This is a genomic window from Pseudomonas sp. IT-P4, assembly GCF_949767755.1.
Classification (GTDB): domain Bacteria; phylum Pseudomonadota; class Gammaproteobacteria; order Pseudomonadales; family Pseudomonadaceae; genus Aquipseudomonas; species Aquipseudomonas monachiensis.
The window spans coordinates 83919-108890 of record NZ_CATKPX010000025.1 but is presented as its reverse complement, the minus strand read 5'-3'; the positions used below and the strand labels follow the sequence as shown (position 1 = coordinate 108890).

Annotated in this window: 27 protein-coding genes; 2 read left to right on the top strand and 25 right to left on the bottom strand. The window is 61.3% G+C overall.

All coding sequences use genetic code 11. The features are described 5' to 3' along the window. Positions 1-43 precede the first annotated feature (43 nt). The 10 genes from ACM6IT_RS10370 to ccmA form a co-directional block, all read right to left on the bottom strand. Positions 44-451: a hypothetical protein gene (locus ACM6IT_RS10370; RefSeq protein ID WP_082562888.1), complete on the bottom strand. Its 408-nt coding sequence runs from the start codon at positions 449-451 to the stop codon at positions 44-46. Between the two features lie 14 nt (positions 452-465). Next, positions 466-1668: a c-type cytochrome biogenesis protein CcmI gene (ccmI, locus tag ACM6IT_RS10365; protein ID WP_056721635.1), complete on the bottom strand. Its 1203-nt coding sequence runs from the start codon at positions 1666-1668 to the stop codon at positions 466-468. Beyond that, a complete protein-coding gene (locus tag ACM6IT_RS10360) occupies positions 1661-2134 on the bottom strand; it encodes a cytochrome c-type biogenesis protein (protein WP_409078493.1) in 474 nt (157 codons plus the stop codon). Before ACM6IT_RS10360 ends, ccmI begins: the two co-directional genes overlap by 8 nt. Beyond that, positions 2131-2667: a DsbE family thiol:disulfide interchange protein gene (locus tag ACM6IT_RS10355; RefSeq protein WP_414917931.1), complete on the bottom strand. Its 537-nt coding sequence runs from the start codon at positions 2665-2667 to the stop codon at positions 2131-2133. Before ACM6IT_RS10355 ends, ACM6IT_RS10360 begins: the two co-directional genes overlap by 4 nt. After that, the gene (locus ACM6IT_RS10350) at positions 2664-4652 is read right to left on the bottom strand and encodes a heme lyase CcmF/NrfE family subunit (RefSeq protein WP_414917930.1); all 1989 of its coding nucleotides are present in this window, start codon (positions 4650-4652) and stop codon (positions 2664-2666) included. Before ACM6IT_RS10350 ends, ACM6IT_RS10355 begins: the two co-directional genes overlap by 4 nt. Before the next feature lie 3 nt (positions 4653-4655). Further along, positions 4656-5111 carry a cytochrome c maturation protein CcmE gene (gene ccmE, locus ACM6IT_RS10345; RefSeq protein ID WP_056721628.1) on the bottom strand — a complete coding sequence of 152 codons (456 nt, stop codon included), beginning with the start codon at positions 5109-5111 and terminating at the stop codon, positions 4656-4658. Continuing rightward, complete coding sequence (ccmD, locus tag ACM6IT_RS10340; protein WP_060541438.1) at positions 5108-5284, bottom strand: heme exporter protein CcmD; 177 nt, start codon at positions 5282-5284, stop codon at positions 5108-5110. Before ccmD ends, ccmE begins: the two co-directional genes overlap by 4 nt. After that, entirely contained in the window at positions 5281-6036 is a 756-nt protein-coding gene (locus ACM6IT_RS10335) for a heme ABC transporter permease (RefSeq protein ID WP_056721625.1), read from the bottom strand. Before ACM6IT_RS10335 ends, ccmD begins: the two co-directional genes overlap by 4 nt. Positions 6037-6126: 90 nt before the next feature. Next, complete coding sequence (ccmB, locus tag ACM6IT_RS10330) at positions 6127-6795, bottom strand: heme exporter protein CcmB (protein ID WP_007980754.1); 669 nt, start codon at positions 6793-6795, stop codon at positions 6127-6129. After that, positions 6792-7427: a cytochrome c biogenesis heme-transporting ATPase CcmA gene (gene ccmA / locus ACM6IT_RS10325; protein WP_046037681.1), complete on the bottom strand. Its 636-nt coding sequence runs from the start codon at positions 7425-7427 to the stop codon at positions 6792-6794. The genes ccmB and ccmA overlap by 4 nt, the downstream gene beginning before the upstream one ends. 199 nt (positions 7428-7626) lie before the next feature. Between ccmA and ACM6IT_RS10320 the strand changes: the two genes are divergently transcribed. Both ACM6IT_RS10320 and ACM6IT_RS10315 read left to right on the top strand, forming a co-directional pair. Then, positions 7627-9201, top strand: coding sequence for a flagellar hook-length control protein FliK (locus ACM6IT_RS10320; protein WP_414917929.1), 1575 nt, complete (start codon positions 7627-7629; stop codon positions 9199-9201). Beyond that, a complete protein-coding gene (locus ACM6IT_RS10315; RefSeq protein WP_414917928.1) occupies positions 9198-9527 on the top strand; it encodes an EscU/YscU/HrcU family type III secretion system export apparatus switch protein in 330 nt (109 codons plus the stop codon). The genes ACM6IT_RS10320 and ACM6IT_RS10315 overlap by 4 nt, the downstream gene beginning before the upstream one ends. Before the next feature lie 155 nt (positions 9528-9682). On the opposite strand, the gene ACM6IT_RS10310 is transcribed toward ACM6IT_RS10315, so the two are convergent. The 15 genes from ACM6IT_RS10310 to flhA all read right to left on the bottom strand — a co-directional run bounded on the left by ACM6IT_RS10310 (position 9683) and on the right by flhA (position 24969). Further along, positions 9683-10180 carry a DUF6622 family protein gene (locus tag ACM6IT_RS10310; protein WP_414913105.1) on the bottom strand — a complete coding sequence of 166 codons (498 nt, stop codon included), beginning with the start codon at positions 10178-10180 and terminating at the stop codon, positions 9683-9685. A gap of 311 nt (positions 10181-10491) precedes the next feature. Next, positions 10492-10884: a DUF2802 domain-containing protein gene (locus tag ACM6IT_RS10305; protein WP_056721615.1), complete on the bottom strand. Its 393-nt coding sequence runs from the start codon at positions 10882-10884 to the stop codon at positions 10492-10494. Next, entirely contained in the window at positions 10885-11370 is a 486-nt protein-coding gene (locus ACM6IT_RS10300) for a chemotaxis protein CheW (protein ID WP_007980742.1), read from the bottom strand. Positions 11371-11446: 76 nt separating this feature from the next. Beyond that, positions 11447-12373, bottom strand: coding sequence for a CheW domain-containing protein (locus ACM6IT_RS10295; RefSeq protein ID WP_414913104.1), 927 nt, complete (start codon positions 12371-12373; stop codon positions 11447-11449). A gap of 117 nt (positions 12374-12490) precedes the next feature. After that, on the bottom strand, positions 12491-13279 hold the full coding sequence (locus ACM6IT_RS10290) for a ParA family protein (RefSeq protein ID WP_414917927.1): 789 nt from the start codon (positions 13277-13279) through the stop codon (positions 12491-12493). A gap of 43 nt (positions 13280-13322) precedes the next feature. Then, positions 13323-14213, bottom strand: a complete 891-nt coding sequence (gene motD, locus ACM6IT_RS10285) for a flagellar motor protein MotD (protein ID WP_056721611.1) — start codon at positions 14211-14213, stop codon at positions 13323-13325. 12 nt (positions 14214-14225) lie between these two features. Beyond that, positions 14226-14966, bottom strand: coding sequence for a flagellar motor protein (locus ACM6IT_RS10280; protein ID WP_057715870.1), 741 nt, complete (start codon positions 14964-14966; stop codon positions 14226-14228). Next, positions 14966-16096, bottom strand: coding sequence for a protein-glutamate methylesterase/protein-glutamine glutaminase (locus tag ACM6IT_RS10275; protein WP_414917926.1), 1131 nt, complete (start codon positions 16094-16096; stop codon positions 14966-14968). Before ACM6IT_RS10275 ends, ACM6IT_RS10280 begins: the two co-directional genes overlap by 1 nt. A 48-nt stretch (positions 16097-16144) precedes the next feature. After that, positions 16145-18412, bottom strand: a complete 2268-nt coding sequence (locus ACM6IT_RS10270) for a chemotaxis protein CheA (RefSeq protein ID WP_414913102.1) — start codon at positions 18410-18412, stop codon at positions 16145-16147. Between the two features lie 54 nt (positions 18413-18466). After that, on the bottom strand, positions 18467-19255 hold the full coding sequence (locus tag ACM6IT_RS10265; RefSeq protein WP_056721603.1) for a protein phosphatase CheZ: 789 nt from the start codon (positions 19253-19255) through the stop codon (positions 18467-18469). A 21-nt stretch (positions 19256-19276) separates the two neighbouring features. Further along, complete coding sequence (locus ACM6IT_RS10260) at positions 19277-19648, bottom strand: chemotaxis response regulator CheY (RefSeq protein WP_003183998.1); 372 nt, start codon at positions 19646-19648, stop codon at positions 19277-19279. Positions 19649-19815: 167 nt separating this feature from the next. Beyond that, positions 19816-20556, bottom strand: coding sequence for an RNA polymerase sigma factor FliA (gene fliA, locus ACM6IT_RS10255; RefSeq protein WP_414917925.1), 741 nt, complete (start codon positions 20554-20556; stop codon positions 19816-19818). Beyond that, complete coding sequence (gene fleN, locus ACM6IT_RS10250) at positions 20553-21383, bottom strand: flagellar synthesis regulator FleN (RefSeq protein WP_008001746.1); 831 nt, start codon at positions 21381-21383, stop codon at positions 20553-20555. The genes fliA and fleN overlap by 4 nt, the downstream gene beginning before the upstream one ends. Before the next feature lie 116 nt (positions 21384-21499). After that, positions 21500-22828, bottom strand: a complete 1329-nt coding sequence (gene flhF / locus ACM6IT_RS10245; RefSeq protein WP_414917924.1) for a flagellar biosynthesis protein FlhF — start codon at positions 22826-22828, stop codon at positions 21500-21502. An 11-nt stretch (positions 22829-22839) separates the two neighbouring features. Further along, the gene (gene flhA / locus ACM6IT_RS10240; RefSeq protein WP_414913101.1) at positions 22840-24969 is read right to left on the bottom strand and encodes a flagellar biosynthesis protein FlhA; all 2130 of its coding nucleotides are present in this window, start codon (positions 24967-24969) and stop codon (positions 22840-22842) included. Between the last annotated feature and the right edge of the window lie 3 nt (positions 24970-24972).

Sequence of the window (24972 nt, the reverse complement as noted above, 5' to 3'; positions counted from 1 at the left end):
ACGCCCACAAAAAAGGCGCCCCCGAAGGTCGCCTTTTTTTGCATTACTGCCCGAATTTCCGTCCCAGGCCACCCGGTACACCGTGGATGTCAGTATCTTCCCACGGCCCGTTCGGACTGATCGACCTACTCCAGCCGCTATCCCAGCGGTAATAGGTACGCTGGCGATAAAAGGTATTGGGCTGGTCATCCAGCACATACACCCCAAGCTTCGGATCCCAATGGCTATTGCCCCCCGGTGGTGGCGCGAAGCTGGCAGAGGTGCGCGGCAACGGCTTGGAGGGTTTGGCCGGGACGGTCGGCTTGCTCGGTACGGGCGACGTCGATGGCGTGGGGCTCGGCTGCGACGGCGGGAACGGTGTTGGTGCCTGATGTTCCGTTGGTGGCTGGACCGCACAAGCGCTTAACCCCAAAACAGCGCTGAGCAGGGCAATACGAGCAATGGCGGTCATGGTGGCGTTTCCTGTTATTTATCCGGGCTGTCGATGGTCAGTGTTTGCGGCGCGGTGGTGCTGCTGGCCAGGGGTTGGCTGCGACCTATCCATTCGCCGGCGGTCGGTTTGCCGGCACGGGAAATGCGCGCAACCAGTTGGACTTCAGGGAAGTTCGACAGTTTCAATTGCGGCATCATTGCATCGGCATCGCCCAGTTCGACGGTCACCGGCAGGTCGGCCACGGTCATGCGCTTGACCGCCAGCGGGGCCGGAGGACCGGAGATCGCACGGGCGAAGATGAACACGCTGTCGCCGGGCTGGACCTTGGATTTGAGGTCCGCTGCCAGGTCGACGCTGACCTTGAGCAACGCCGCGGTCTTCGCTGCCGGTGCTTGCGCAACCTTGCCGCCACTGGCCACCAGCTTCTCCGTGGCCCGGGTAATCCCGCCTTGCAGCGCTTCGCGGGATTTATCTTCCGGCGGCAACTGCGCCAACAGCCGATTCCAGTAATCGATGGCGTCCTGATAACGCTCGCTTTCGAACGCGGCAATGCCCAGCAGGCCAAGGCTGGTGACTTCTTTCGGGTCGGCCTTGAGCGCTTCGTCGGTCAGGGCCTGGACCTTGTCCGACCACTTCTTGCCATCGGCGAAGTACTGGGCCTGGGCCCATTGACCGAGCAACTCGGGCTGGCGACCGGCCAGGTTGACGGTACGTTCGAACATCTTCGCCGCATCCGCCGGGCGATCCTGAGCCATGTAGGTACGACCGAGGAAGTACATGCCTTCAGCGGAATCCGGCTGAGCGGCGACCGCACGCTCCAGGCGCTGGGTCATCTCTTCCATCGACTGGGGTGCCTGGGAAAATTCGCGGGTCAGCTCGACCTTGTCGCTGGCACCGAAATGCAGATACAGGCCCAGGCCCAGCACCGGCACCAGAATGGCCGCCAGCAAGGGCAAGGGTTTGCCCAGACGCGACACCCGCGGCGCGTCAGCGCCTTCGGTGTCCGCCAGCAATTCACGGGCGGCTTCGGCGCGACCGGCGTCCATTTGCGCCGCATCGAGCACGCCCTCTTCCTGCTGAGTCTGCAACTCAGCCACACGCTCCTGATACAGCGCGACGTTCAGGGCGGTACGATCCTCTTCGCGCTGGGCGCGACGGCTGCGCAGCACCGGGATCAACAGAAAACTCAGGGCAACCAGAAGCAGCAGACCTGCAGCGAGCCAGAAATCAATCATTCTTGGTTTTATCCAACAGGTGGTCGAGGCGCGAGCGCTCCTCGGCAGAAAGCGAGCCCGGGGTGCCGGCGCGTTGCACGCGACGACGGCGGACGATCACCGCGATGATCACGACACCGCCCAGCAGCAGGCCGGCGGGGCCGAACCAGAGCAAGGCGGTCTTGGCGTTCAGTGCAGGCTTGTAGCGGACGAAATCACCGTAGCGATCGACCATGAAGTCGATGATCTGCTGGTTGTCCTTGCCCTCGCCGAGCATGCGGAAAATCTCTTTGCGCAGGTCGGCGGCAATCGGTGCGTTGGAGTCGGCGATGTCCTGGTTCTGACACTTGGGGCAACGCAGCTCCTTGGTCAGCTCGCGAAAGCGTTCGCGGTCACCTTCCTTGGCGAACTCGTAGGTGTCGATGGCCGCGTGGGCCACACCCGCCAGGCTCAGGCCCAGGACAACGGCAGCGATCCAGCGCTTCATGGCTTGGCCTCGTCGACCAGCGCCTGGTACTTGCCCGCCAGTTTTTCACGCCAGACCTGCTCGTCGATCACGCCGACGAACTTGTCACGGATGATGCCCTTGGCATCGATGAAGAAGGTTTCCGGTGCGCCGTACACGCCGAGGTTCAGGCCCAGCGAGCCTTGATCGTCACGAATGTCCAGCGCATATGGGTTGTGAAAGTCTTTCAGCCACTTCAAGGCGTCGGCATTGACGTCCTTGTAGTTGATGCCGTAGATCACCACGCCCTGCTGGGCCAGCTTGTTCAACACCGGGTGCTCGACCCGGCAGGAAATACACCAGGTGCCCCAGACGTTGACCAGCGCCGGCTTACCCAGAATGTCAGCGCGGGTCAGGGTCTTGTCGCCCTGCACCGACGGCAGGGAAAACTCCGGGAACGGCTTGTTGATCATGGCCGAAGGCAGCTCGGCCGGATCCAGGTACAACCCACGGTAAAGGAATACAGCGACCACCAGAAAAATCGCCAGTGGCAACAACATCAACCAACGCTTCATGCAGTGGCTCCCGACATGCCCAGTGCTTCGCGCACGCGGCTTTTGACCTTGACCCGATAACGCCGATCCAGCGCCGCCAGCAACCCGCCGAAGCCGGTCAGCAAGCCGCCGAACCAGATCCAGCGCACGAACGGCTTGACGTGCACGCGCACGGCCCAGGCACCGTTACCCAGTGGTTCACCGAGGGCGACATAAAGGTCGCGGGTGAAACCGGCGTCGATGCCCGCTTCGGTCATCACCGAATTCTGCACGGTATAAAGGCGTTTTTCCGGGTGCAGCACGCTGATTTCCTTGCCGCCCTTGATCACCCGCACGGTGCCCTTGTCGGAAGTGAAGTTCGGGCCTTCGAAGTGTTTGGCGCCTTCGAAGACGAACTGATAGCCGCCCAGGTCCATGGATTCGCCCGGCGCCAGGCGCAGGTCGCGCTCGGCACTGTTCTGGCTCGACAGCACGACACCCAGCGCACACACGGCAATACCCAGGTGCGCGACCTGCATGCCCCAGTAGCTGCGGGTCAGGGTCGGCAAACCTTTGATCAGGCCTTTGTGGCGAGTCTTGTCGAAGATGTCACGCACGCCGGCCAGCAACACCCAGGCGGCTAGCATGAAGGTCGCGAGCACGGCCCAGTTGAAATCGCCATAGGCGACGCCGGCCACTACCGCCAGCGCAGCGCTGCCGAGCAGGACCGGGGTGAGCATGCTCACCAGCCATTTCACCGGGGTGTCTTTCCAGCGCACGATCACGCCGACCGCCATCACCACCATCAGCAATGCCATCAACGGAATGAACAGCGCGTTGAAGTACGGCGGGCCGACCGACAGCTTGGCGCCGGTCATGGCATCGAGAATCAGCGGGTACAAGGTGCCGAGCAGGATCATCGACGCGGCCACCACCAGTACCAGGTTGTTGCCCAGCAACAGGGTTTCCCGGGACCAGAGGTTGAAGCCCACCTGGCTCTTGACCACCGGCGCGCGCAGGGCGAACAGCGTCAGCGAACCACCGACCACGAACAGCAGGAAAATCAGGATGAACACCCCGCGCTCCGGATCGGAGGCAAAGGCGTGCACCGATGTCAGCACGCCGGAACGCACGAGGAAGGTACCCAGCAGACTCAAGGAGAATGCGGCGATGGCCAGCAACACGGTCCAGCTCTTGAACACGCCACGTTTTTCCGTGACCGCCAACGAGTGGATCAGCGCGGTGCCCACCAGCCATGGCATGAACGAGGCGTTTTCCACCGGGTCCCAGAACCACCAGCCGCCCCAGCCGAGTTCGTAGTACGCCCACCACGAACCGAGGGTGATGCCGATACCGAGGAACGCCCAGGCCACGATGGTCCACGGACGCGACCAGCGCGCCCACGCGGCATCCAGGCGACCGCCCATCAGCGCGGCGATGGCGAAGGCGAAGGCCACCGAGAAACCGACGTAGCCCATGTACAGCATCGGCGGGTGAACGATCAGGCCGATGTCTTGCAGCAGCGGGTTGAGGTCGGCGCCGTCAGTGGGCATTTGCGGCAGGATGCGCTTGAACGGGTTCGAGGTCATGATCAGGAACAGCAGGAAACCGGTGCTGATCATGCCCATCACCGCCAGCACGCGGGCCAGCATGACCTGCGGCAACTGCCGGGAAAACACCGACACCGCGAAGGTCCAGCCGCCGAGAATCAAGGCCCACAACAACAGGGAGCCTTCGTGGGCACCCCACACGGCGCTGAACTTGTAGTACCACGGCAAGGCGCTGTTGGAGTTGTTGGCCACATAAACCACGGAGAAGTCGTCGACCATGAAGGCGTAGGTCAGGCAACCGAAGGCGAACAGCAAGAATGCAAACTGCCCCCACGCGGCCGGCTGGGCCAGGCTCATCCAGAAGCGGTCACCGCGCCAGGCACCGACCAATGGCACCACGGCCTGAACCAGCGCGAAACACAGCGCCAGGATCATGGCCAGGTGGCCCAACTCGGGAATGAAGATTCCAGCTGTCATCAGTTAGCCCTCTTTCACGGGAGTGGGTGCCGACTGGCCGCTGTCTTTCAGGGCCTTGGTCACTTCTGGCGGCATGTACTTCTCATCGTGCTTGGCCAGCACCTCATCGGCCACCACCACGCCATCGGCATTGAGCTTGCCCAAGGCGACGATGCCCTGCCCTTCGCGGAACAGGTCCGGCAGGATGCCGCGATAAGTGATGGTCACGGATTTGTTGAAGTCGGTGACCACGAACTTCACGTCCAGCGAGTCGCCGGAGCGCTGCAAGGAACCGGCCTCGACCATGCCGCCGGCACGGATACGCGTGTCCTGCGGGGCTTCGCCGTTGGCGATCTGGGTCGGCGTGTAAAACAGGTTGATGTTCTGCTGCAGGGCACTCAGGGCCAGGCCGACGGCAGCGCCGACCCCGACCAGGATCGCGAGAATGATGATAAGACGCTTTTTGCGCAGCGGATTCACTTGCCGTTCTCCCGGCGCAGACGACGCGCCTCTTGTTGCAGATACCGCTTGCGGGCCAGGATCGGCGCCGCCACGTTGAGGGTCAGTACCGCCAGGCAGATGCCATAGGCTGACCAGACATACAGGCCATGATGACCCATGGCGATGAAGTCGCCGAATGAAGCAAAACTCATCGAGCGACCTCCAGGCTGTTTTCCACTTCGGCTTTGACCCAACTGGCGCGGGCTTCGCGCTTGAGCACTTCAAGACGCATGCGCAGCAGCAGGACCGCGCCGAAGAAACAGTAGAAACCCAACGCCGTCAGCAGCAATGGCAGCCACATCTCGGCGGGCATCGCCGGTTTTTCGGTGAGGGTGAAGGTCGCGCCCTGGTGCAGGGTGTTCCACCACTCCACCGAGTATTTGATGATCGGGATGTTGATCACGCCGACGATCGCCAGCACCGCGCAAGCCTTGGCCGCGCTGTCACGATTGCTGATCGCGTTGCCCAGCGCAATGAGACCGAAGTACAGGAACAGCAGGATAAGCATGGACGTCAGGCGTGCATCCCAGACCCACCACGAGCCCCAGGTCGGCTTGCCCCAGATCGCCCCGGTGACCAGCGCCACGGCGGTCATCCACGCACCGATGGGCGCCGCGCATTGCAGGGCGACGTCGGCCAGTTTCATCTTCCACACGAGGCTGACGATGCCGCACACCGCCAGCATCACATAGATGGACTGCGCCAGCATGGCGGCCGGGACGTGAATATAGATGATGCGGAAGCTGTTGCCCTGCTGGTAGTCCGGCGGCGCAAAAGCCAGGCCCCAGACCACGCCAACGCCGATCAGCAGCAACGCCGCAACGCTCAGCCAGGGCAGCAGTTTGCCGCTGATGCCGTAAAACCATTTGGGCGAGCCAAGCTTGTGAAACCACGTCCAGTTCATACTGTTTCCATCACGGTTGCTCTTTACTGTGAAGAGCCAGGGCCTGCCTTCCGTCAAAAGAAGTGATCAAAAAATGACCAGGCCTCGTTATTATTCGCCGACGCTGATCTTCAGGCCAGCAGCTATTGCAAAAGGTGTCAGGGTTATCGCCAGGGCGGTCAGGCTGCCAAGCCACAGGAGATAACCGGTCGCCGGCATTCCCTGCAAGGCAGCCTGCAAGGCGCCACTGCCGAGGATCAACACCGGGATGTACAACGGCAGAATCAGCAGTGCCAGCAGCAGGCCACCGCGTTTCAAGCCCACCGTCAGCGCCGCGCCCACTGCACCGAGCAGGCTCAGTACCGGTGTACCGAGCAGCAACGAAAGCAGCAACACTGGCAGACAGGCGGCAGGCAAACCGAGCATCAGCGCCAGCAAAGGCGCGAGCAAAACCAGTGCCAGGCCGGAAAAAGCCCAGTGTGCCAGCACCTTGGCCAAAACCAGAAGAGCCAGGGGGTGCGGCGAAAGGACCCACTGTTCGAGGGATCCATCCTCGAAATCACTGCGGAAAAGCCCGTCCAGCGAGAGCAAAACCGATAAAAGCGCCGCGACCCAGACCAGTCCCGGAGACAAGGTTTGCAACAATTGAGACTCAGGTCCGACCGCCAGCGGGAACAGCGAAACGACAATGGCGAAGAACACCAGTGGATTGGCCAGTTCCGCCGGGCGGCGGAACAACAGACGGGCCTCACGGGCGACCAGCAGGCCGAAAACACTCATACGGCCCAGCTCCCCAGATCGATGTCGCGATAACCGGCCGGCATCCGGCTCAGCGTGTGGTGGGTGGTCAACACCACCATGCCGCCGCGTTCGCAGTGGCCGGCCAGATGAGATTCAAGCTGTGCCACGCCCTGCTTGTCGAGGGCGGTAAAGGGTTCATCGAGGATCCACAGCGGCGGACTGTCCAGGTAAAGGCGCGCCAGGGCGACGCGTCGCTGCTGACCGGCAGACAGGGTGTGACAAGGCACATCCTCGAAACCACGCAGGCCGACCGCGGCCAGCGCCTGCCAGATCGCCTCGTGGGTCGCCGGATGATGCAAGGCGCACAGCCAGCTCAGGTTCTCTTCCGGCGTCAGCAAATCCTTGATCCCGGCAGCGTGGCCGATCCACAGCAGGTTGCGCGCCAGCTCACCGCGTTGTTCGTTCAGCGGCTGGCCGTTGAGCAGCACCTGACCGGCGGTCGGCTGCATCAGCCCCGAGAGCAGGCGCAACAGGCTGGTCTTGCCACTGCCGTTGGGGCCGCTGATTTGCATCATTTCGCCACTGGCCAGTCTCAAATCGAGATTTTCGAAGAGCAGCCGAAGGTCTCGCTCACAGGCAAGGGCAACGGTTTGCAGGACAGGACTGGTCAAGGGATCACGGGCCTTATACGGTTCAAGTCGGCTCTGGCGCGGCCGTTAAAGAGATGCAGCATAGATGCAATGACGTCTTGTTCTAGAGAGCTGCGTCAAACAATTGCAAAGTTTTCGCCATTTTTGGATACAACGGCGCGGCATTATACATGCCATGCCTTACTCTAAAGAGTGCATTTTCCTCAGGTTGTGACCGCGTATGACAGGCGAAATGAACATCCTCCCGCTACCGCAAACCCTCCCGGCGACTTCGCGCCCGCAGGTGGTCAGCGGTGAGTTGCTCAAGTTGCTGACGCCAGTGGAGGGGCTGATCAGCGTCGGTCAAACCGCCCAGGCCGAAGTGTTGTCGCTCAAGCAGGCGGACCAGACTTTCCAGATGCTGCTCAAGGTCACCCTCGACAGCGGCCGCCAGACCACGGTCCAGACCACCAGTAATCAACCGCTGGCCCAGGGCACCACGCTGGTCGTCAGCCAGCCCTCGGCCGGCAATCTGGCCGTGACGGTACAACAGGCCATTGCCTCCAACGTCACCACCCTCACCCGCCTCGACACCGCGCAACTGCCCGTTGGCACCCTGCTGCAGGGCAAGGTGCTGACCTCGCAAGTGCTGCCCCAGGTGCCCGGCCAGCCCACGGTGTTTCGCTCGATGGTGGGCCTGCTTAATACCGCACTGAACGGCAGCACCCTGAGCATCGACAGCCCCCGGCCCTTGCGCATTGGCACCTTGTTGAGCGCGCAGGTGCAAGACGCCCAGACCGTGAAATTCGTGCCCCTGGGCAACCGACAGGAACAACTGGCGGTGACCCGGCAACTGGTCGACCAGCAAAGCCGCCAGGGCTCGCTGGATGGCTTGCTCAAGCTGCTGCAGAACCTTGCGCCCTCGGACCAGACATCCGTTGAATTGCGCAGCGCCGCTGCCCGGTTGCTCGCTGGCCTGCCGGATGTTCAACAGCTGAGCACCCCCAAGGGCCTCGCCCAGGCCCTGGCCAGCAGCGGTGTGTTTCTCGAAAGCAAACTGCTCACCGGGCAAAACCCGACGCTCGCGCCGGACATGAAAGGCGACCTGCTCAAACTGGTTGCGCAATTGAGTCAGGGCTTGCCGGCCAACACCAGCCTCGGCGCGGTCATCGCCGCCAACACCCTGGCCCAGGCCATGCCGAATTTTGTCCGCAATGCTTTGGGCATGCTCGGCCAGGTCAGTGCCAAGCCGTCGCCGACCGGCTTCCCGCTGCCCGAACGCCAGTTGCAAGGCGCCGACGGCGAAAACGACCTCGAACACCTGCTGCGCCTGGCCGCCGCCGCGGTTTCACGCCTGCAAAGCCATCAACTGTCGAGCCTGGAACAAACCGGTGTAACTGCCGACGGACGGCTGATGAGCACCTGGCAACTGGAAATCCCGATGCGCAACATGCAGGACATCGTGCCCTTGCAGGTCAAGTTCCAGCGTGAAGACTCACCCGAAAAAGAACAGCCCAAGGAACGTCGCGAAGAACGCGACCCCAAACAACAGCTGTGGCGTGTGGAACTGGCCTTCGCCATGGAGCCTTTAGGGCCGCTGCAAATCCAGGCGCAACTGATCAAGGGCAGCCTCTCCAGCCAGCTCTGGGCAGAGCGGCCTTACACCGCCAGCCTGATCGAAAGCAACCTGAGCGGGCTGCGTGACCGCTTGCTGTCCGCCGGCCTGAACGTCGGCGACCTCGATTGCCACCTCGGCACGCCGCCCCAAGGCCCGCAAACCCGCCTCGAACAACGCTGGGTCGACGAAACCGCATGAAAAACCCCAACGCCCCACGCCAGGCCATCGCCCTCAAATACGACGGCACCCACGCCCCCACCCTCACCGCCAAGGGCGACGAAGCGCTGGCGGAAGAAATCCTGCGCATTGCCCGCGACTGCGAAGTGCCGATCTACGAAAACGCAGAGCTGGTGAGGCTGCTGGCGAGGATGGAGTTGGGGGACAGCATTCCGCAGGAACTCTATCTGACGATTGCCGAGATCATTGCGTTTGCGTGGAATTTGAAGGGGAGGTTTCCGGCGGGGCAGGAACCGGATGCGCTGATGGTGGAGAAGGATGTTACCGAACGCGGGGAAGACTACTGAGTTTTCAAGGCCGCCATCGCGAGCAAGCTCGCTCCCACATTTGATCTTCAGTGAACACGTATTTTGTGTACGAGATACAACTACTGTGGGAGCGAGCTTGCTCGCGATAGCAATCTCAAGAAACTGTAAAACTCAGTTCTTGCGCAACTTGCTCATCAACTCCGAGGCGTCACGTGTTCAAACCTGAAAAAACGCAATAGCCTGAAACTGCGACCAACAATCAAACCATTGATGAGCCCTGCCCCCAGCGCCGCCCCCGCGACCGCCGACATTTCATTGGCCAGTTCCGGGTACATGGCCGCCTGGTAACCTTCGTAATAACGCCAGGCAAAAAAGCCCCAATACACAATCAGTACCTTGATCGTACCGGGTAGAACCAGATGTTGCCCCTCGCACTGCACATTGTTGTACGAGAAAAAACGCAGTGCCAGCAACCACCCCGCAAGCAATCCCAATGTATAGACTGAAAGCTGGATTGCAATTTCCTGGGAGGGATTGAGCGATGCGAGGGACAACGCCACGAATATCACGGGCGATATCTGCAATGACCTTTTCGATACATGGCTCCTGAAACAGGCGCTGACACCGTAGTAGCTCAGAATAAAAAACACCGCATAAACCCACAGCGGTGTACCACGCAAAATGTCGATCATAAGCCTTCCTGGCACTGTGTATGTTTGAGCAGATCAAACTACTGATCGCTGTTTGCGATCACAAGACGGTGGGATCTGAGAATGTTATAGGCAGGAGACTACGACAGCGTAATCCCTGTCTGAAGATAGAGAGGAATGAGTCGGATCGCGGGGAAGATTGCTGCGTATTCTAAGACGCCTTCGCGAGCAAGCCCGCTCCCACATTTGGTCTTCTGTGAACACAAATTTTGTGTACGACATTGATCCAGTGTGGGAGCGGGCTTGCTCCGGGCGGCGTTCCGACGAAAGCGATTTCAGCCTGATCGCAACACTCAGTTCTTGTGCAGCTTGCTCATCAACTCCGCTTCAGCCTGGGTCAAGCCGCAGGACTGGGTCAGTTCGTTGACGCTGGCGCCCATCCCGACCAGTCGCGCCGCCTGGGCAAACGACAGGCTTGTGGGGTCGCGTTGTTCCAGCTGAGCGAGTTTGTCCGGCAAGGGCGCCACGATCGCCCGCAGTTCATGCAGGTCTTCGCCCATGCGCACGTTGCCGTTCTGGTAGTCGTCGACGCGCTTGGCCAGGTCCTTGATGCGCTGATCGCGCAGCGCATCAACCTTGGCCTGTTGCGCGACGATCTGCTTCTGACCGCGAATGTACGCCAGGAACATTGCCAGCGTGCCTGCCCAGAACAGAAACAGGACAATGACCGCCACCTCGAGAATCAATCAGATACTCTCCAGTTCCGACCATTCTTCTTCGCTCATCATCTTGTCGAGCTCGACCAGGATGAGTAATTCGTTGTTCTTGTTGCACACGCCTTGAATGAACTTGGCGGACTCTTCGTTACCCACGTTCGGCGCGGTTTCGATTTCCGACTGACGCAGGTAAACAACTTCGGCCACGCTGTCGACCATGATCCCGACCACCTGCTTGTCGGCTTCGATGATGACGATACGGGTGTTGTCGCTGATCTCGGCATTCATCAGGCCGAAGCGCTGGCGGGTGTCGATCACGGTGACGACGTTGCCGCGCAGGTTGATGATGCCCAGCACGTAGCTCGGGGCACCCGGGACCGGGGCGATTTCGGTGTAGCGCAGGACTTCCTGGACACGCATCACGTTGATGCCGTAGGTCTCGTTGTCCAGCTTGAAGGTGACCCATTGCAGGATCGGATCTTCGGAACCCTTTGCCGCCGTTGCCTTGTCATTCATACCCTGACCCCTCAAGAAACCGCCCTGGCGGTGTGTGTTCTGTGCAACATCATCAGAGTGACATCGCCTGTTTTGTTTATTTGACTGATGTCGGTTTGTGGCCCGGCTTGCTGCCGGACATGTGCCTGGCGCCGCCACTTGCGATCAACTCGGCCAACGAGGCGACATCGAGCAAGGCGCACATGTGTTCAATCACCGTGCCGGCGAGCCATGGCCGCTGACCTCGGTGACTTCTCCATTTGATTTCATTCGGGTTCAGGCGCAACGAACGGCTGACCTGATGCACCGCCAGCCCCCACTCGTAGCCTTGCACCGAAATCACGTATTGCAGGCCCTGCTTGAAATCGTCGCGATAACGGTCGGGCATGACCCAACGCGCGGTATCGAGCACCTTGAGGTTGCCGGCCTGGCTCGGCAGGATGCCCAGGAACCACTCCGGCTGGCCGAACAACGGCGTCAACTCGTGGCCGGCCAGGGAGTAAATCGACCCCAGGCACACCAGCGGCACCGCCAGGGTCAAGCCGGCAACATCGAACAACAGGCATTCGAAGGGTTCGGCAGCCCAGGACGGCCGACCATCGGTTTCCACCGGTGGCGGCGTATTGCTCGGCGGCAGGTGCACTTCAACGACTGGCGGCACCAGCGCCGCAGGCTCCTCAATGACGGGAACCACCAGGGTTTGCAACAGTGGCGCAAGGGTCGAAACCGGCGCCAGAACGGGTTCCGGGGCTTCGGCCACGGCTACGGGAGTCTTTGCCAAAGGCGCGACAACCGGCGCGGCAGCCACTGCGGTCTTCTGTGCATCCCGGACCTGCTCCTCGAGCACCGCAGCCTGGAACTCGTCCAGCACGGCTTGCTCTTCGATGACTTTCACCGCTTCGACAACTTCGGCCAGCGCCTCAATCTCAGGCGCCATGTCCTCGGTCGCGTCTTGCAGCAGGCTGTCCAGGTACGACTGCAACGCCAGTTGCGGGCGCGATGTGAGCTTCAATGGCCGATTCATCGGCATCCCCCTGTAGGAGCTGCCGCAGGCTGCGATCTTTTAGCGATATCAAGGGCTCCGCCAAGCAAGATCAAAAGATCGCAGCCTGCGGCAGCTCCTACGGGAATTGGGCTCATGTCACGCCACCTGCGCGACAAGTTGCGCCGCCAGCAGATGCTTGAGCAACGCGCGGTAAGCGAGAACGCCACGGCTCTTGCCGTCGAACCGCGAAGGCGTCAGACCGGCGCGGCTGGCATCGCGCAGGCGCGTGTCCACCGGGATGTAGCCTTGCCAGATTTCCTCGGGGAATTTGTCGCGCAGCACGCGCAAGGTTCCGAGGGACGCCTGGGTGCGTCGGTCAAACAGGGTCGGCACGATGGTGAAGGGCAACGCCTGTTTGCGCGAACGGTTGATCATCGCCAGGGTGTTGACCATGCGCTCCAGGCCCTTGACCGCCAGGTGTTCGGTCTGCACCGGGATCACCAGCTGCTGGCTCGCCGCCAAGGCATTGACCATCAGCACGCCAAGCAAGGGCGGGCTGTCGATCACGGCGTAATCGAAGTCCTGCCACAATTGCGTCAGGCTCTTGGCAATCACCAGGCCCAAACCGCTCTGCCCCGGCGACTGGCGCTCAAGGGTGGCCAGCGCGGTGCTGGAGGGCAACAGGGAGATGCGTTCGTCACTGGTCGACAGCAGCAGTTGACCCGGCAGGCCTTGGGGCACGTTGCCCTTGTGCAGGAACAGGTCGTAGCTGCTGTGCTCCAGGGCGTCGGGATCGTAGCCGAAGTAGCTGGTCATCGAGCCGTGGGGGTCGAGATCGACCACGACCACGCGCTTGCCCGCCTCCGCCAGTAAACCGGCTAAAGCGATGGAGGAAGTGGTTTTACCGACACCACCCTTTTGATTGGCGACTGCCCAGACTCTCATTCGGATTGTTCCTCCCGGCCGAACGGATCGACCGAGAAATAGCTCAACGTGTTAATGCGGGTGACGGAGAATTGACGGCGTTCTCTCGTACCGGCGACTTGACCGGGGTCGGTGCAGTTTGTGTGCCAGCACGCTTCAATGCGGCATCCGGTTGCGCATGGGCGGTTCCGGTGCCGGTCAGGCTGCGGCGAACATCGAGGTTGCGCGATACCACCAGCACCACGCGACGATTGCGGGCGCGGCCTTCAGCGGTGGCGTTGTTGGCCACCGGCTGAAACTCGCCGTAACCCACCGAAGCCAGGCGACCGGGGTTCACTCCCTGCATCGCCAGCATGCGCACGATGCTCGCCGAGCGGGCCGAGGACAGCTCCCAGTTGGTCGGGTACTGCGCGGTGCGGATCGGTTGATCGTCGGTGAAACCTTCGACATGGATCGGGTTGTCGAACGGTTTCAGGATCGCCGCGACCTTGTCGATGATGTTGAACGCGATGTCGCTGGGCATGGCGTCACCGCTGCCGAACAACAGGCTGGAATTGAGTTCGATCTCGACCCACAACTCGTTGCCGCGCACGGTCATCTGGTTGGAGCTGATCAGGTCACCGAACGCCGCACTGATGTCGTCGGCAATGCTCTTGAGCGGATCGCTGGCGCCGGAGACGCCGGCATCGACCTGGTCACTGTCCTTGACCAGCGGCTTGGCCGGGGTCACGGTCTTCGGCCGCTCGTCACCGATCGGGATGGGCTTGAGCGAACGATCGGAATCGGTAAAGACCCCGATCAGCGCCTCGGAAATGACCTTGTACTTGCCTTCATTGATCGACGAGATCGAGTACATCACCACGAAAAAGGCGAACAGCAAGGTGATGAAATCCGCATAGGACACCAGCCAGCGCTCGTGGTTAACGTGTTCTTCCTGATGCCGACGACGGGCCATGAGTTTATTCCCTTAATCCATGAAGCCCTGAAGCTTCAACTCAATGGAGCGTGGGTTTTCACCTTCGGCGATCGACAGGAGCCCTTCCAGCAGCATTTCGCGATAACGCGACTGGCGCAGCGCAATGGATTTGAGTTTGGCGGCGATCGGCAGCAGCACCAGGTTGGCACTGGCCACGCCGTAGATGGTGGCGACGAACGCCACGGCAATACCGCTGCCCAGTTGCGATGGATCAGCGAGGTTGCCCATGACATGAATCAGGCCCATCACCGCACCGATGATGCCGATGGTCGGCGCGTAACCGCCCATGCTTTCGAAGACTTTGGCCGCTTCGATGTCGCGGCTTTCCTGGGTGTAGAAATCCACTTCCAGAATGCTGCGGATCGCTTCCGGCTCGGCGCCGTCAACCAGCAGTTGCAGACCTTTGCGTGCGTAGTTGTCGGGCTCGGCGTCAGCAATGCCTTCGAGGCCCAGCAGGCCTTCCTTGCGGGCGGTCAGGCTCCAGTTCACCACGCGGTCGATGCCACCGGCCAGGTCGACACGGGGCGGGAACAGGATCCAGGCGAGGATCTGCATGGCGCGCTTGAAGGCGCTCATCGGCGATTGCAGCAGCGCGGCGCCAATGGTGCCGCCGAGCACGATCAGCGCTGCCGGACCGTTGGCCAGGGCGCCGAGGTGACCGCCTTCAAGGTAGTTGCCGCCGATGATGGCGACAAAGGCCATGATGATGCCAATCAGGCTTAGAACATCCATCAGATACAGGCCTCGACCAGGTGCTTGCCAATGTCGTCGAGGCTGTACACCGCGTCGGCGAGTTCAGCTTTGACGATGGCCATCGGCATGCCGTAGATCACGCAACTGGCTTCGTCCTGCGCCCAGATCGAACTGCCGCCCTGCTTGAGCAGGCGCGCGCCTTCGCGGCCGTCGGCGCCCATGCCGGTCAGGACCACCGCCAGAACTTTGTCACCGTAGGTCCTGGCTGCCGAACCGAAGGTGATGTCCACGCACGGCTTGTAGTTGAGACGTTCGTCACCCGGGAGGATTTTCACCGCGCCACGGCCGTCGATCATCATCTGCTTGCCACCCGGCGCCAGTAGCGCCAGGCCCGGACGCAGGATATCGCCATCCTCGGCTTCCTTGACGCTGATGCGGCAGAGCTTGTCCAGGCGCTCGGCGAAGGCCTTGGTGAAGGCGGCCGGCATGTGTTGGACCAGCACGATCGGGGCCGGGAAGTTGGCCGGCAATTGGGTCAAGACCCGCTGCAGCGCGACCGGGCCGCCAGTGGACGTACCGATGGCCACCAGTTTGTAGGCTTTGCGTTTCGGCACGGGCGACGACGCCGTGGCCCCATGGGTCCGCGCAGGGATCGGTGCTGGCGCCGGACGCACGGGCGCGCTGCTGCCGTAACTGCCGATACTGGAAGACGCGGGTGTTGGAGCGGGTGCGGCCACAGGCGCCGGAGCGCTGTAAGTGCTGACGCGACGATTGCTGCGCGAGATGCTCAGGATCTTTTCGCACAGCAGCTGCTTGACCTTCTCGGGGTTGCGCGAGATGTCTTCGAAATTCTTCGGCAGGAAGTCCACCGCGCCGGCATCCAGCGCATCGAGGGTGACCCGGGCGCCTTCGTGGGTCAGCGAGGAGAACATCAGGACCGGGGTCGGGCAGCGTTGCATGATGTGCCGCACGGCAGTGATGCCGTCCATCATCGGCATCTCGTAGTCCATGGTGATCACGTCGGGCTTGAGGGCCAGCGCCTGATCAATCGCCTCTTTGCCGTTGGTCGCCGTGCCGACGACCTGGATATTGGAATCCGCTGAAAGAATTTCCGAGACGCGGCGGCGGAAAAACCCCGAATCGTCCACCACCAGGACTTTGACTGCCATAAACACTCCATTAGATGGAGCGAGGCCAGGCGCCCCGCTCCACCAGAATCAAATACGCCGTGTGGCGTAACGCTTGAGCATGCTCGGAACATCGAGAATCAGCGCGATGCGGCCGTCACCGGTGATGGTGGCGCCGGACATGCCCGGAGTTCCCTGGAGCATTTTGCCCAATGGCTTGATGACCACTTCTTCCTGGCCCACCAGTTGATCGACGACAAAGCCGATCCGCTGCGTGCCCACCGAAAGGATCACCACATGGCCCTCGCGCTGCTCTTCGTGAGCGGCGGAGCTGACCAGCCAGCGTTTGAGATAGAACAATGGCAGCGCCTTGTCCCGCACGATCACCACTTCCTGGCCGTCCACGACGTTGGTGGTCGACAGGTCGAGGTGGAAGATCTCGTTGACGTTCACCAGCGGGAACGCGAACGCCTGGTTGCCGAGCATCACCATCAGCGTCGGCATGATCGCCAGGGTCAGCGGCACCTTGATGACGATCTTCGAACCCTGGCCCTTGGCCGAGTAGATGTTGATCGAGCCGTTGAGCTGGGAAATCTTGGTTTTCACCACGTCCATGCCCACGCCGCGACCCGACACGTCGGAGATCTCGGTCTTGGTCGAGAAACCCGGGGCGAAGATCAGGTTGTAGCATTCGGTGTCGCTCAGGCGATCGGCGGCATCCTTGTCCATCACACCGCGTTTAACCGCGATGGAGCGCAGGACATTCGGGTCCATGCCTTTGCCGTCATCGGAGATCGACAGCAGGATGTGATCGCCCTCCTGCTCGGCCGCCAGGATGACCTTGCCGCCACGGGCCTTGCCCGAGGCTTCGCGCTCTTCCGGAGATTCGATGCCGTGGTCAACTGCGTTGCGCACCAAGTGGACCAACGGATCGGCCAGGGCCTCGACGAGGTTCTTGTCGAGGTCGGTTTCTTCACCGACCAGTTCCAGGTTGATCTCTTTCTTGAGCTGGCGAGCCAGGTCGCGGACCAGGCGCGGGAAGCGTCCGAAGACTTTCTTGATCGGTTGCATCCGGGTCTTCATGACCGCGGTTTGCAGGTCGGCGGTGACCACGTCGAGGTTCGACACGGCCTTGGACATGGCTTCGTCGCCGCTGTTGAGACCCAGGCGGACCAGGCGGTTACGCACCAGCACCAACTCGCCGACCATGTTCATGATCTCGTCGAGACGCGCGGTATCGACACGCACGGTGGTCTCGGCTTCGCTCGCCGGTTTTTCCGCAGCAGGCGCGGCCGGGGCGCGGGCAGCAGCCGGTGCGGCGGCGGCCACAGGGGCCGGTGTTTCGGCTTTTGGCTCAGGAGCCCTGACCACGGGTTTCGGCGCGGCTGCCTTGGCGGCAGGTGCCACAACCGAGGCGTTGGCGCCGGTTGCCGTTCCAGCCGTTGCGCCCACTTCAGTGAACTTGCCTTTGCCGTGCAATTCGTCGAGCAGCGCTTCGAACTCGTGATCGGAAATCAGATCGCTGCCGGCCGCCACCGCGCTTGGTGCCGCAGGTGCAGGCACCGAAGCAATGGCCGACTCCAAAGCCTCGACAGCAAAGTTACCCTTGCCGTGCAGCTGGTCGAGCAGTGCTTCGAATTCGTCGTCAGTAATATCGGAACTGTCGCCAGCCGCTTTCGGCACTTCTGGCGCAGCGGTCGCCGGGACAACCGCGTCAACGGCGAACTGGCCTTTACCGTGCAGTTGATCGAGCAACGACTCGAACTCGGCATCGGTGATTTCGTCGCTGCCAGCGGCATTGCCGGCGGGCGCTGGAGCAACCGTCGGGGCCTCGGCCTGGGCCTTGACGGCGTTCAGCGAGTCCAGCAGTTGTTCGAATTCGGTGTCGGTGATGTCGTCGGAACCGGATTCGGCCACCGGTTCTTCAATCACCTCGGCGACGGGCGCAGGCGCCACTTCGTCAGCCGATTGCGGCTCGGCCAGCCGGGCCAGCGCCGCGAGCAGTTGCGGTGTCGCGGCCGTGATCGGGCTGCGTTCGCGGACTTCGCTGAACATGCTGTTCACCGCGTCCAGGGCTTCGAGAACCACGTCCATCAGTTCCGAGTCGACGCGACGCTCACCCTTGCGCAGGATGTCGAACACGTTCTCGGCGATGTGGCAGCACTCCACCAGTTCGTTGAGCTGGAGGAAGCCGGCGCCCCCTTTTACAGTGTGAAAACCGCGAAAAATTGCATTGAGCAGATCCGCATCATCCGGACGGCTTTCCAGCTCGACCAGTTGCTCGGACAGTTGCTCTAGAATCTCGCCGGCCTCAACCAGGAAATCCTGAAGGATCTCTTCATCGGCGCCGAAGCTCATTAAGGGGGTGCTCCTACAGGTCTAAAAACCCAAAAAACCTAAAATTCTAAAACTCTAAAATCCCAGGCTGGATAACAAATCGTCCACATCGTCCTGACCGGACACAACGTCTTCTCTTTTATCGGCATGAATCTGCGGACCTTCACCCTGAGAGAGATGTTTTTGTGGATCTTTTTCAGCAAGCATCGCTTCACGGTCATGTTCGATGCCCGCAAAGCGGTCCACCTGGCTGGCCATCAGCACGAGCTTGAGCAGGTTGCTTTCGACTTCGGTGACCAACTGGGTCACACGCTTGATCACCTGGCCTGTGAGGTCCTGGTAATCCTGGGCGAGCAGGATGTCGTTGAGGTTGCCCGACACCGCGCGATTGTCCGTGCCGCTGCGCGTCAGGAAGCCGTCGACCCGCCGGGCCAGTTCACGAAACTCTTCGGCGCCGACTTCGCGACGCATGAAGCGCCCCCAGTCCGCGCTCAACACCTTGGCTTCATCGGCCAGGCCATTGACCAGCGGCGTGGCATTTTCCACCAGATCCATGGTGCGGTTGGCCGCCGCCTCGGTCAGCTTGACCACATACCCCAGGCGCTCGGTGGCGTCGGTGATCTGCGACACTTCTTCGGCTTGCGGCATGTGCGGGTCAATCTGGAAATTGACGATCGCGCTATGCAGCTCGCGAGTGAGCTTGCCCACTTCCTGATACAGGCCGCGGTCACGGGTCTGGTTGAGCTCATGGATCAATTGCACCGCGTCGCCGAACTTGCCTTTCTCAAGGCTCTCGACCAATTCGACGGCGTGTTTTTTCAGGGTCGATTCAAAATCGCCCAATGAAGTTTCGTTATTGCCCATAGCTCCCCCGTGGCGCACTCATCAACCGATGCGTTCGAAAATCTTCTCGATTTTTTCTTTCAACGCCTGGGCCGTGAAGGGCTTGACCACATAGCCGTTAACGCCGGCCTGGGCCGCTTCGATGATCTGCTCGCGCTTGGCTTCAGCGGTCACCATCAGCACCGGCAGGTGCTTGAGCTTTTCATCGGCACGCACGTGACGCAGCAGATCGATACCGGTCATGCCAGGCATGTTCCAGTCCGTTACCAGAAAGTCGATGCTTCCGCTGTTGAGCACCGGAATGGCGGTAGTGCCATCGTCGGCCTCGACGGTGTTGGTGAACCCAAGGTCACGCAGCAGGTTCTTGATGATCCGCCGCATCGTTGAGAAGTCATCAACGATGAGGATTTTCATGTTCTTGTCCAATTCGACCTCCAAGCAGTCTTAAACGCGCCCAGCACCTGGACGCGCCATTTCAATCAATCCGGCAAAGCACTCAATGACTGTCTGGAGCACAACAGATCGCGACCGGCGCAGTTCAACACCACACCAGCCTCGTTCGCAGTGTCCCCACACTGCCTTCAGCGCGCTCGCCACTCCCCCAAACGCCCCCGCAAACGGGCCGCGCACTGGCTGTGTAACTGGCTGACCCGCGATTCGCTGACCCCCAGGACCTCACCGATTTCCTTGAGGTTCAACTCTTCGTCGTAGTACAGCGCCAACACCAGTCGCTCACGCTCCGGCAAATTGGCAATCGCATCCGCCAGCGCCACCTGGAAGCGTTCATCCTCCAGGTCGCGTGACGGCTCGAGATGAGCACTCGCGCCATCCTCGTGCAGCCCTTCGTGTTCGCCGTCCTGCAACAGATCGTCGAAACTGAACAGCCGGCTGCCCAGGGTGTCGTTCAAAATCCCGTAGTAATCGTCGAGACTCAATTGGAGTTCGGCCGCAACTTCGTGATCTTTAGCGTCACGGCCGGTTTTCGCTTCAATCGAGCGAATGGCATCGCTGACCATGCGCGTATTGCGGTGAACCGAACGTGGCGCCCAGTCCCCCTTGCGCACTTCATCGAGCATGGCGCCGCGGATTCGAATGCCCGCGTACGTCTCGAAACTGGCGCCTTTGCTGGCGTCATATTTGGTCGACACTTCAAGCAGGCCGATCATCCCGGCCTGGATCAGGTCTTCGACCTGGACACTGGCCGGCAAACGCGCCAGCAAGTGGTAGGCAATGCGTTTAACCAGCGGCGCGTAACGCTCGATCAGCTCGTACTGCGCATCGCGTGCCGACTTCTTATAGAGGTTGTAGCCGCTGGCTGTCATAGAACAGGTCCTGCTGTCTGCTGCACGAGCCGCTCGACGAAAAACTCCAGGTGCCCGCGCGGGTTGGCCGGCAACGGCCAGGTATCGACCTTCTGCGCGATGGCCTTGAACGCCAGCGAGCACTTGGAACGCGGGAAGGCCTCGTAGACGGCGCGCTGCTTCTGCACGGCCTTGCGCACGCTTTCGTCGTAAGGCACCGCACCGACGTATTGTAGGGCGACGTCGAGGAAGCGATCCGTGACCTTGGTCAACTTGGCGAACAGGTTGCGTCCTTCCTGCGGGCTCTGGGCCATGTTGGCCAGGACGCGGAAGCGGTTCATGCCGTAATCGCGGTTCAGCAACTTGATCAAGGCGTAGGCATCGGTGATCGAGGTCGGCTCGTCGCACACCACCAGCAGCACTTCCTGGGCTGCGCGGACGAAACTGACTACCGAGTCACCAATGCCCGCAGCGGTGTCGATCACCAGTACGTCGAGGTTGTCGCCAATATCACTGAAGGCCTGGATCAGGCCGGCGTGTTGCGCGGGGCTCAGATGCACCATGCTCTGAGTACCGGATGCGGCCGGAACGATACGGATGCCGCCGGGTCCCTGCAGCAGTACATCGCGCAGTTCGCAGCGGCCTTCGATCACGTCGGCCAGGGTACGTTTGGGTGTCAGGCCCAGCAGAACGTCGACGTTCGCCAGTCCAAGGTCGGCGTCCAACAGCATGACGCGCCGGCCAAGCTCGGCCAAAGCCAGGGACAAGTTCACTGACACATTAGTTTTCCCGACGCCACCTTTGCCGCCGGTCACCGCGATCACCTGTACGGGATGCATGCTGCCCATGTTATTTCTTTACCTTGTCTTGCATAGACGGAGGCCACATTACTGGCTGCGCGTTCACAAACGGAACAATGCATGGCAGACCATCGATGTAGGTACAAAAACTGTTCATTTTTACCTCAGCCAACCTGCTTGGTCGGACTGTGGTAGATGTCAGCGAACATGTCAGCCATGGCTTCTTCGCTGGGTTCTTCCTGCATTTGTACGCTCACGGCGCGGCTGACCAACTGGTGACGACGCGGCAGATGCAAATCATCCGGGATCCGCGGGCCATCGGTCAGGTAAGCCACCGGCAGTTCATGACTGATGGCAAGGCTCAACACCTCGCCCAGACTTGCCGTTTCATCCAGTTTAGTCAGGATGCAGCCTGCGAGCCCACAACGCTTGTAACTGTGATAAGCGGCCGTTAGAACCTGTTTCTGGCTGGTGGTTGCCAGGACCAGATAATTTTTCGAGCGGATGCCGCGACCGGCCAGGCTTTCGAGCTGCATGCGCAGGGCCGGATCACTGGCCTGAAGGCCCGCGGTATCGATGAGCACCACGCGCTTGCGCAGCAATGGCTCCAGCGCCTGCACCAGGGACTGGCCCGGATCGACGTGGGTCACCGACACATTGAGAATGCGCCCCAGGGTCTTGAGCTGCTCCTGGGCACCGATGCGGAAGCTGTCCATGCTCACCAGCGCGATGTTCTGCGCGCCGTACTTGAGCACGTAACGGGCAGCCAGCTTGGCCAGGGTGGTGGTCTTGCCCATGCCGGCAGGGCCGACCATGGCAATCACACCGCCCTCTTCCAGCGGCTCGACTTCCGGGGTAACGATCATGCGCGCCAGGTGCGCGAGCAACATGCGCCAGGCCTGACGGGGTTCTTCGATTTCGGTGATCATCGCCAAAAGGTCACGCGACAGCGGGCCGGACAGGCCGATGCGTTGCAGGCGACGCCAGAGGTTGGCCTGGTCCGGACGGCTGCCTTGCAGCTGATTCCAGGCCAGGGAGCCGAGTTGTACTTCCATGAGTTCGCGCAGGCTGTTGAGTTCGAAACGCATCGAGTCGAACGCCCGCGGGTCCACGCCAGCGGACGCTGGCGCAGCGGCCGGTACAGGACGACGAGGTTCGGCGTAGGTCGGTTCGATCAGCGGCTCGGCGGCGGTCAACGGCAAGCCGGCGAACAATTGGCGATTGGTCGCATTGTCGCTCTCACCATCGCCACGCAGACTCAATTCGGCCTGGGCGGTGACGATCCGCGACTGAGTCTTGCGCAGCTCGTCTTCGAGTTCCATGTTCGGAACCCGCGGCGCCAGCGCCGACAGCTTGTAATCCAGCGCAGCCGTCAGCTCGACACCCCCGGCGATCCGGCGGTTGCCAATAATGGCCGCATCAGCGCCCAGCTCATCGCGAACCAGCTTCATGGCCTGACGCATATCGGCGGCGAAAAAACGCTTAACTTGCATAAACCACTACCTCAGCCGTTGGGCCCTACTGTCGCAACGATGGTCACTTGCTTGTTGTCAGGGATTTCCTGGTAAGCCAACACATGCAAACCCGGGACTGCGAGCCGGCCAAATCGCGAGAGCATCGCGCGAACCGGACCGGCCACCAGCAGAATCACCGGCTGACCTTGCATCTCCTGACGCTGCGCCGCGTCAATCAACGAACGTTGCAGCTTCTCAGCCATGCTTGGCTCCAGCAGAACGCCCTCTTCCGAACCTTGTCCTGCCTTCTGCAGACTATTGAGCAATATTTGTTCCAACCTGGGCTCCAGCGTGATGACTGGCAGCTCCGACTCAGTGCCTACAATGCTTTGGACGATTGCGCGGGATACGCCAACCCGCACGGCAGCCACCAGCGCGGCGGTATCTTGACTCTTGGCGGCATTGTTGGCGATCGCCTCGGCAATGCTGCGGATGTCGCGCACCGGCACTTGTTCGGCCAGCAGCGCTTGCAGCACCTTGAGCAGCTGCGACAGCGAAACCACGCCCGGCACCAGCTCCTCGGCCAGCTTCGGCGAGCTTTTGGCCAACAATTGCATGAGTTGCTGCACTTCTTCGTGACCGATCAGTTCACTGGAATGCTTGTAGAGTATCTGGTTCAAGTGGGTAGCCACTACTGTACTGGCATCGACCACCGTATAACCGAGGGATTGCGCCTGGGCGCGCTGGCTGATTTCGATCCAGACCGCCTCCAGGCCGAAAGCCGGATCTTTGGCGGTAATGCCGTTGAGCGTGCCGTAGACCTGCCCCGGGTTGATCGCCAGTTCGCGATCCGGGTAAATCTCCGCTTCGGCCAGGATCACCCCCATGAGGGTCAGGCGATAGGCACTTGGGGCCAGGTCGAGGTTGTCGCGGATATGCACCGTGGGCATCAGGAAGCCCAGATCCTGGGACAGTTTCTTGCGTACGCCCTTGATTCGCGCCAGCAACTGGCCGCCCTGGTTGCGGTCCACCAACGGAATCAGGCGATAACCCACCTCCAGGCCGATCATATCGATCGGCGTCACGTCATCCCAGCCAAGCTCCTTGGTTTCCTGGGCGCGGGCCGGCGACGGCAGCAACTCCTGCTGGCGCTTGACCTCTTGCAGGGCCTGCACCTTGGCGACGTTCTGCTTTTTCCAGAACAGGTAAGCGCCACCGGCCGCCAGCGCCGCCATGCTCAGGAACGAGAAATGCGGCATGCCGGGCACCAGGCCCATGACCGCCATCAAGCCCGCTGCCACCGCCAGCGCCTTGGGCGAGGCGAACATCTGGCGATTGATTTGCTTGCCCATGTCTTCCGAACCGGAAGCACGGGTCACCATGATCGCCGCTGCTGTCGATAACAACAGTGATGGCAATTGCGCCACCAAACCGTCACCAATGGTCAGCAGCGCATACACCTTGCCGGCGTCGCCGAAGGTCATGCCGTGCTGGAAGATACCGACCGCCATGCCGCCGATCAGGTTGATGAACAGGATCAACAGGCCGGCGATGGCGTCACCACGGACAAATTTGCTGGCACCGTCCATGGAACCGTAGAACTCGGCTTCCTGGGCCACTTCCATCCGACGCAGCTTGGCCTGGTTCTGGTCGATCAAACCGGCATTGAGGTCGGCATCGATCGCCATTTGTTTGCCGGGCATCGCATCGAGGGTGAAACGCGCGCTCACCTCGGAAATCCGCCCGGCACCCTTGGTCACCACGACGAAGTTGATGATCATCAGGATCGCGAAGACCACGATACCGACCACGTAGTTACCGCCGATCACCACCTCACCAAAGGCCTGGATCACCTTACCGGCGGCGGCATGGCCGTCCTGACCGTGGAGCATCACCACCCGCGTGGAGGCCACGTTCAACGCCAGGCGCAACAGTGTCGCCACCAGCAGAATGGTCGGAAACACCGCGAAATCCAGCGGCCGCAAGGCGTAGACGCACACCAGCAGCACGACGATGGACAGGGCTATGTTGAAGGTGAAGAACACGTCCAGCAGGAACGGCGGCACCGGCAACATCATCATCGCCAGCATGACCAGCAACAACAGCGGCACGCCCAGATTGCCCCGACTGAGGTCGGCAACGTTTGTGCGGGCACTGTTGATTAACTGAGAGCGATCCACCGG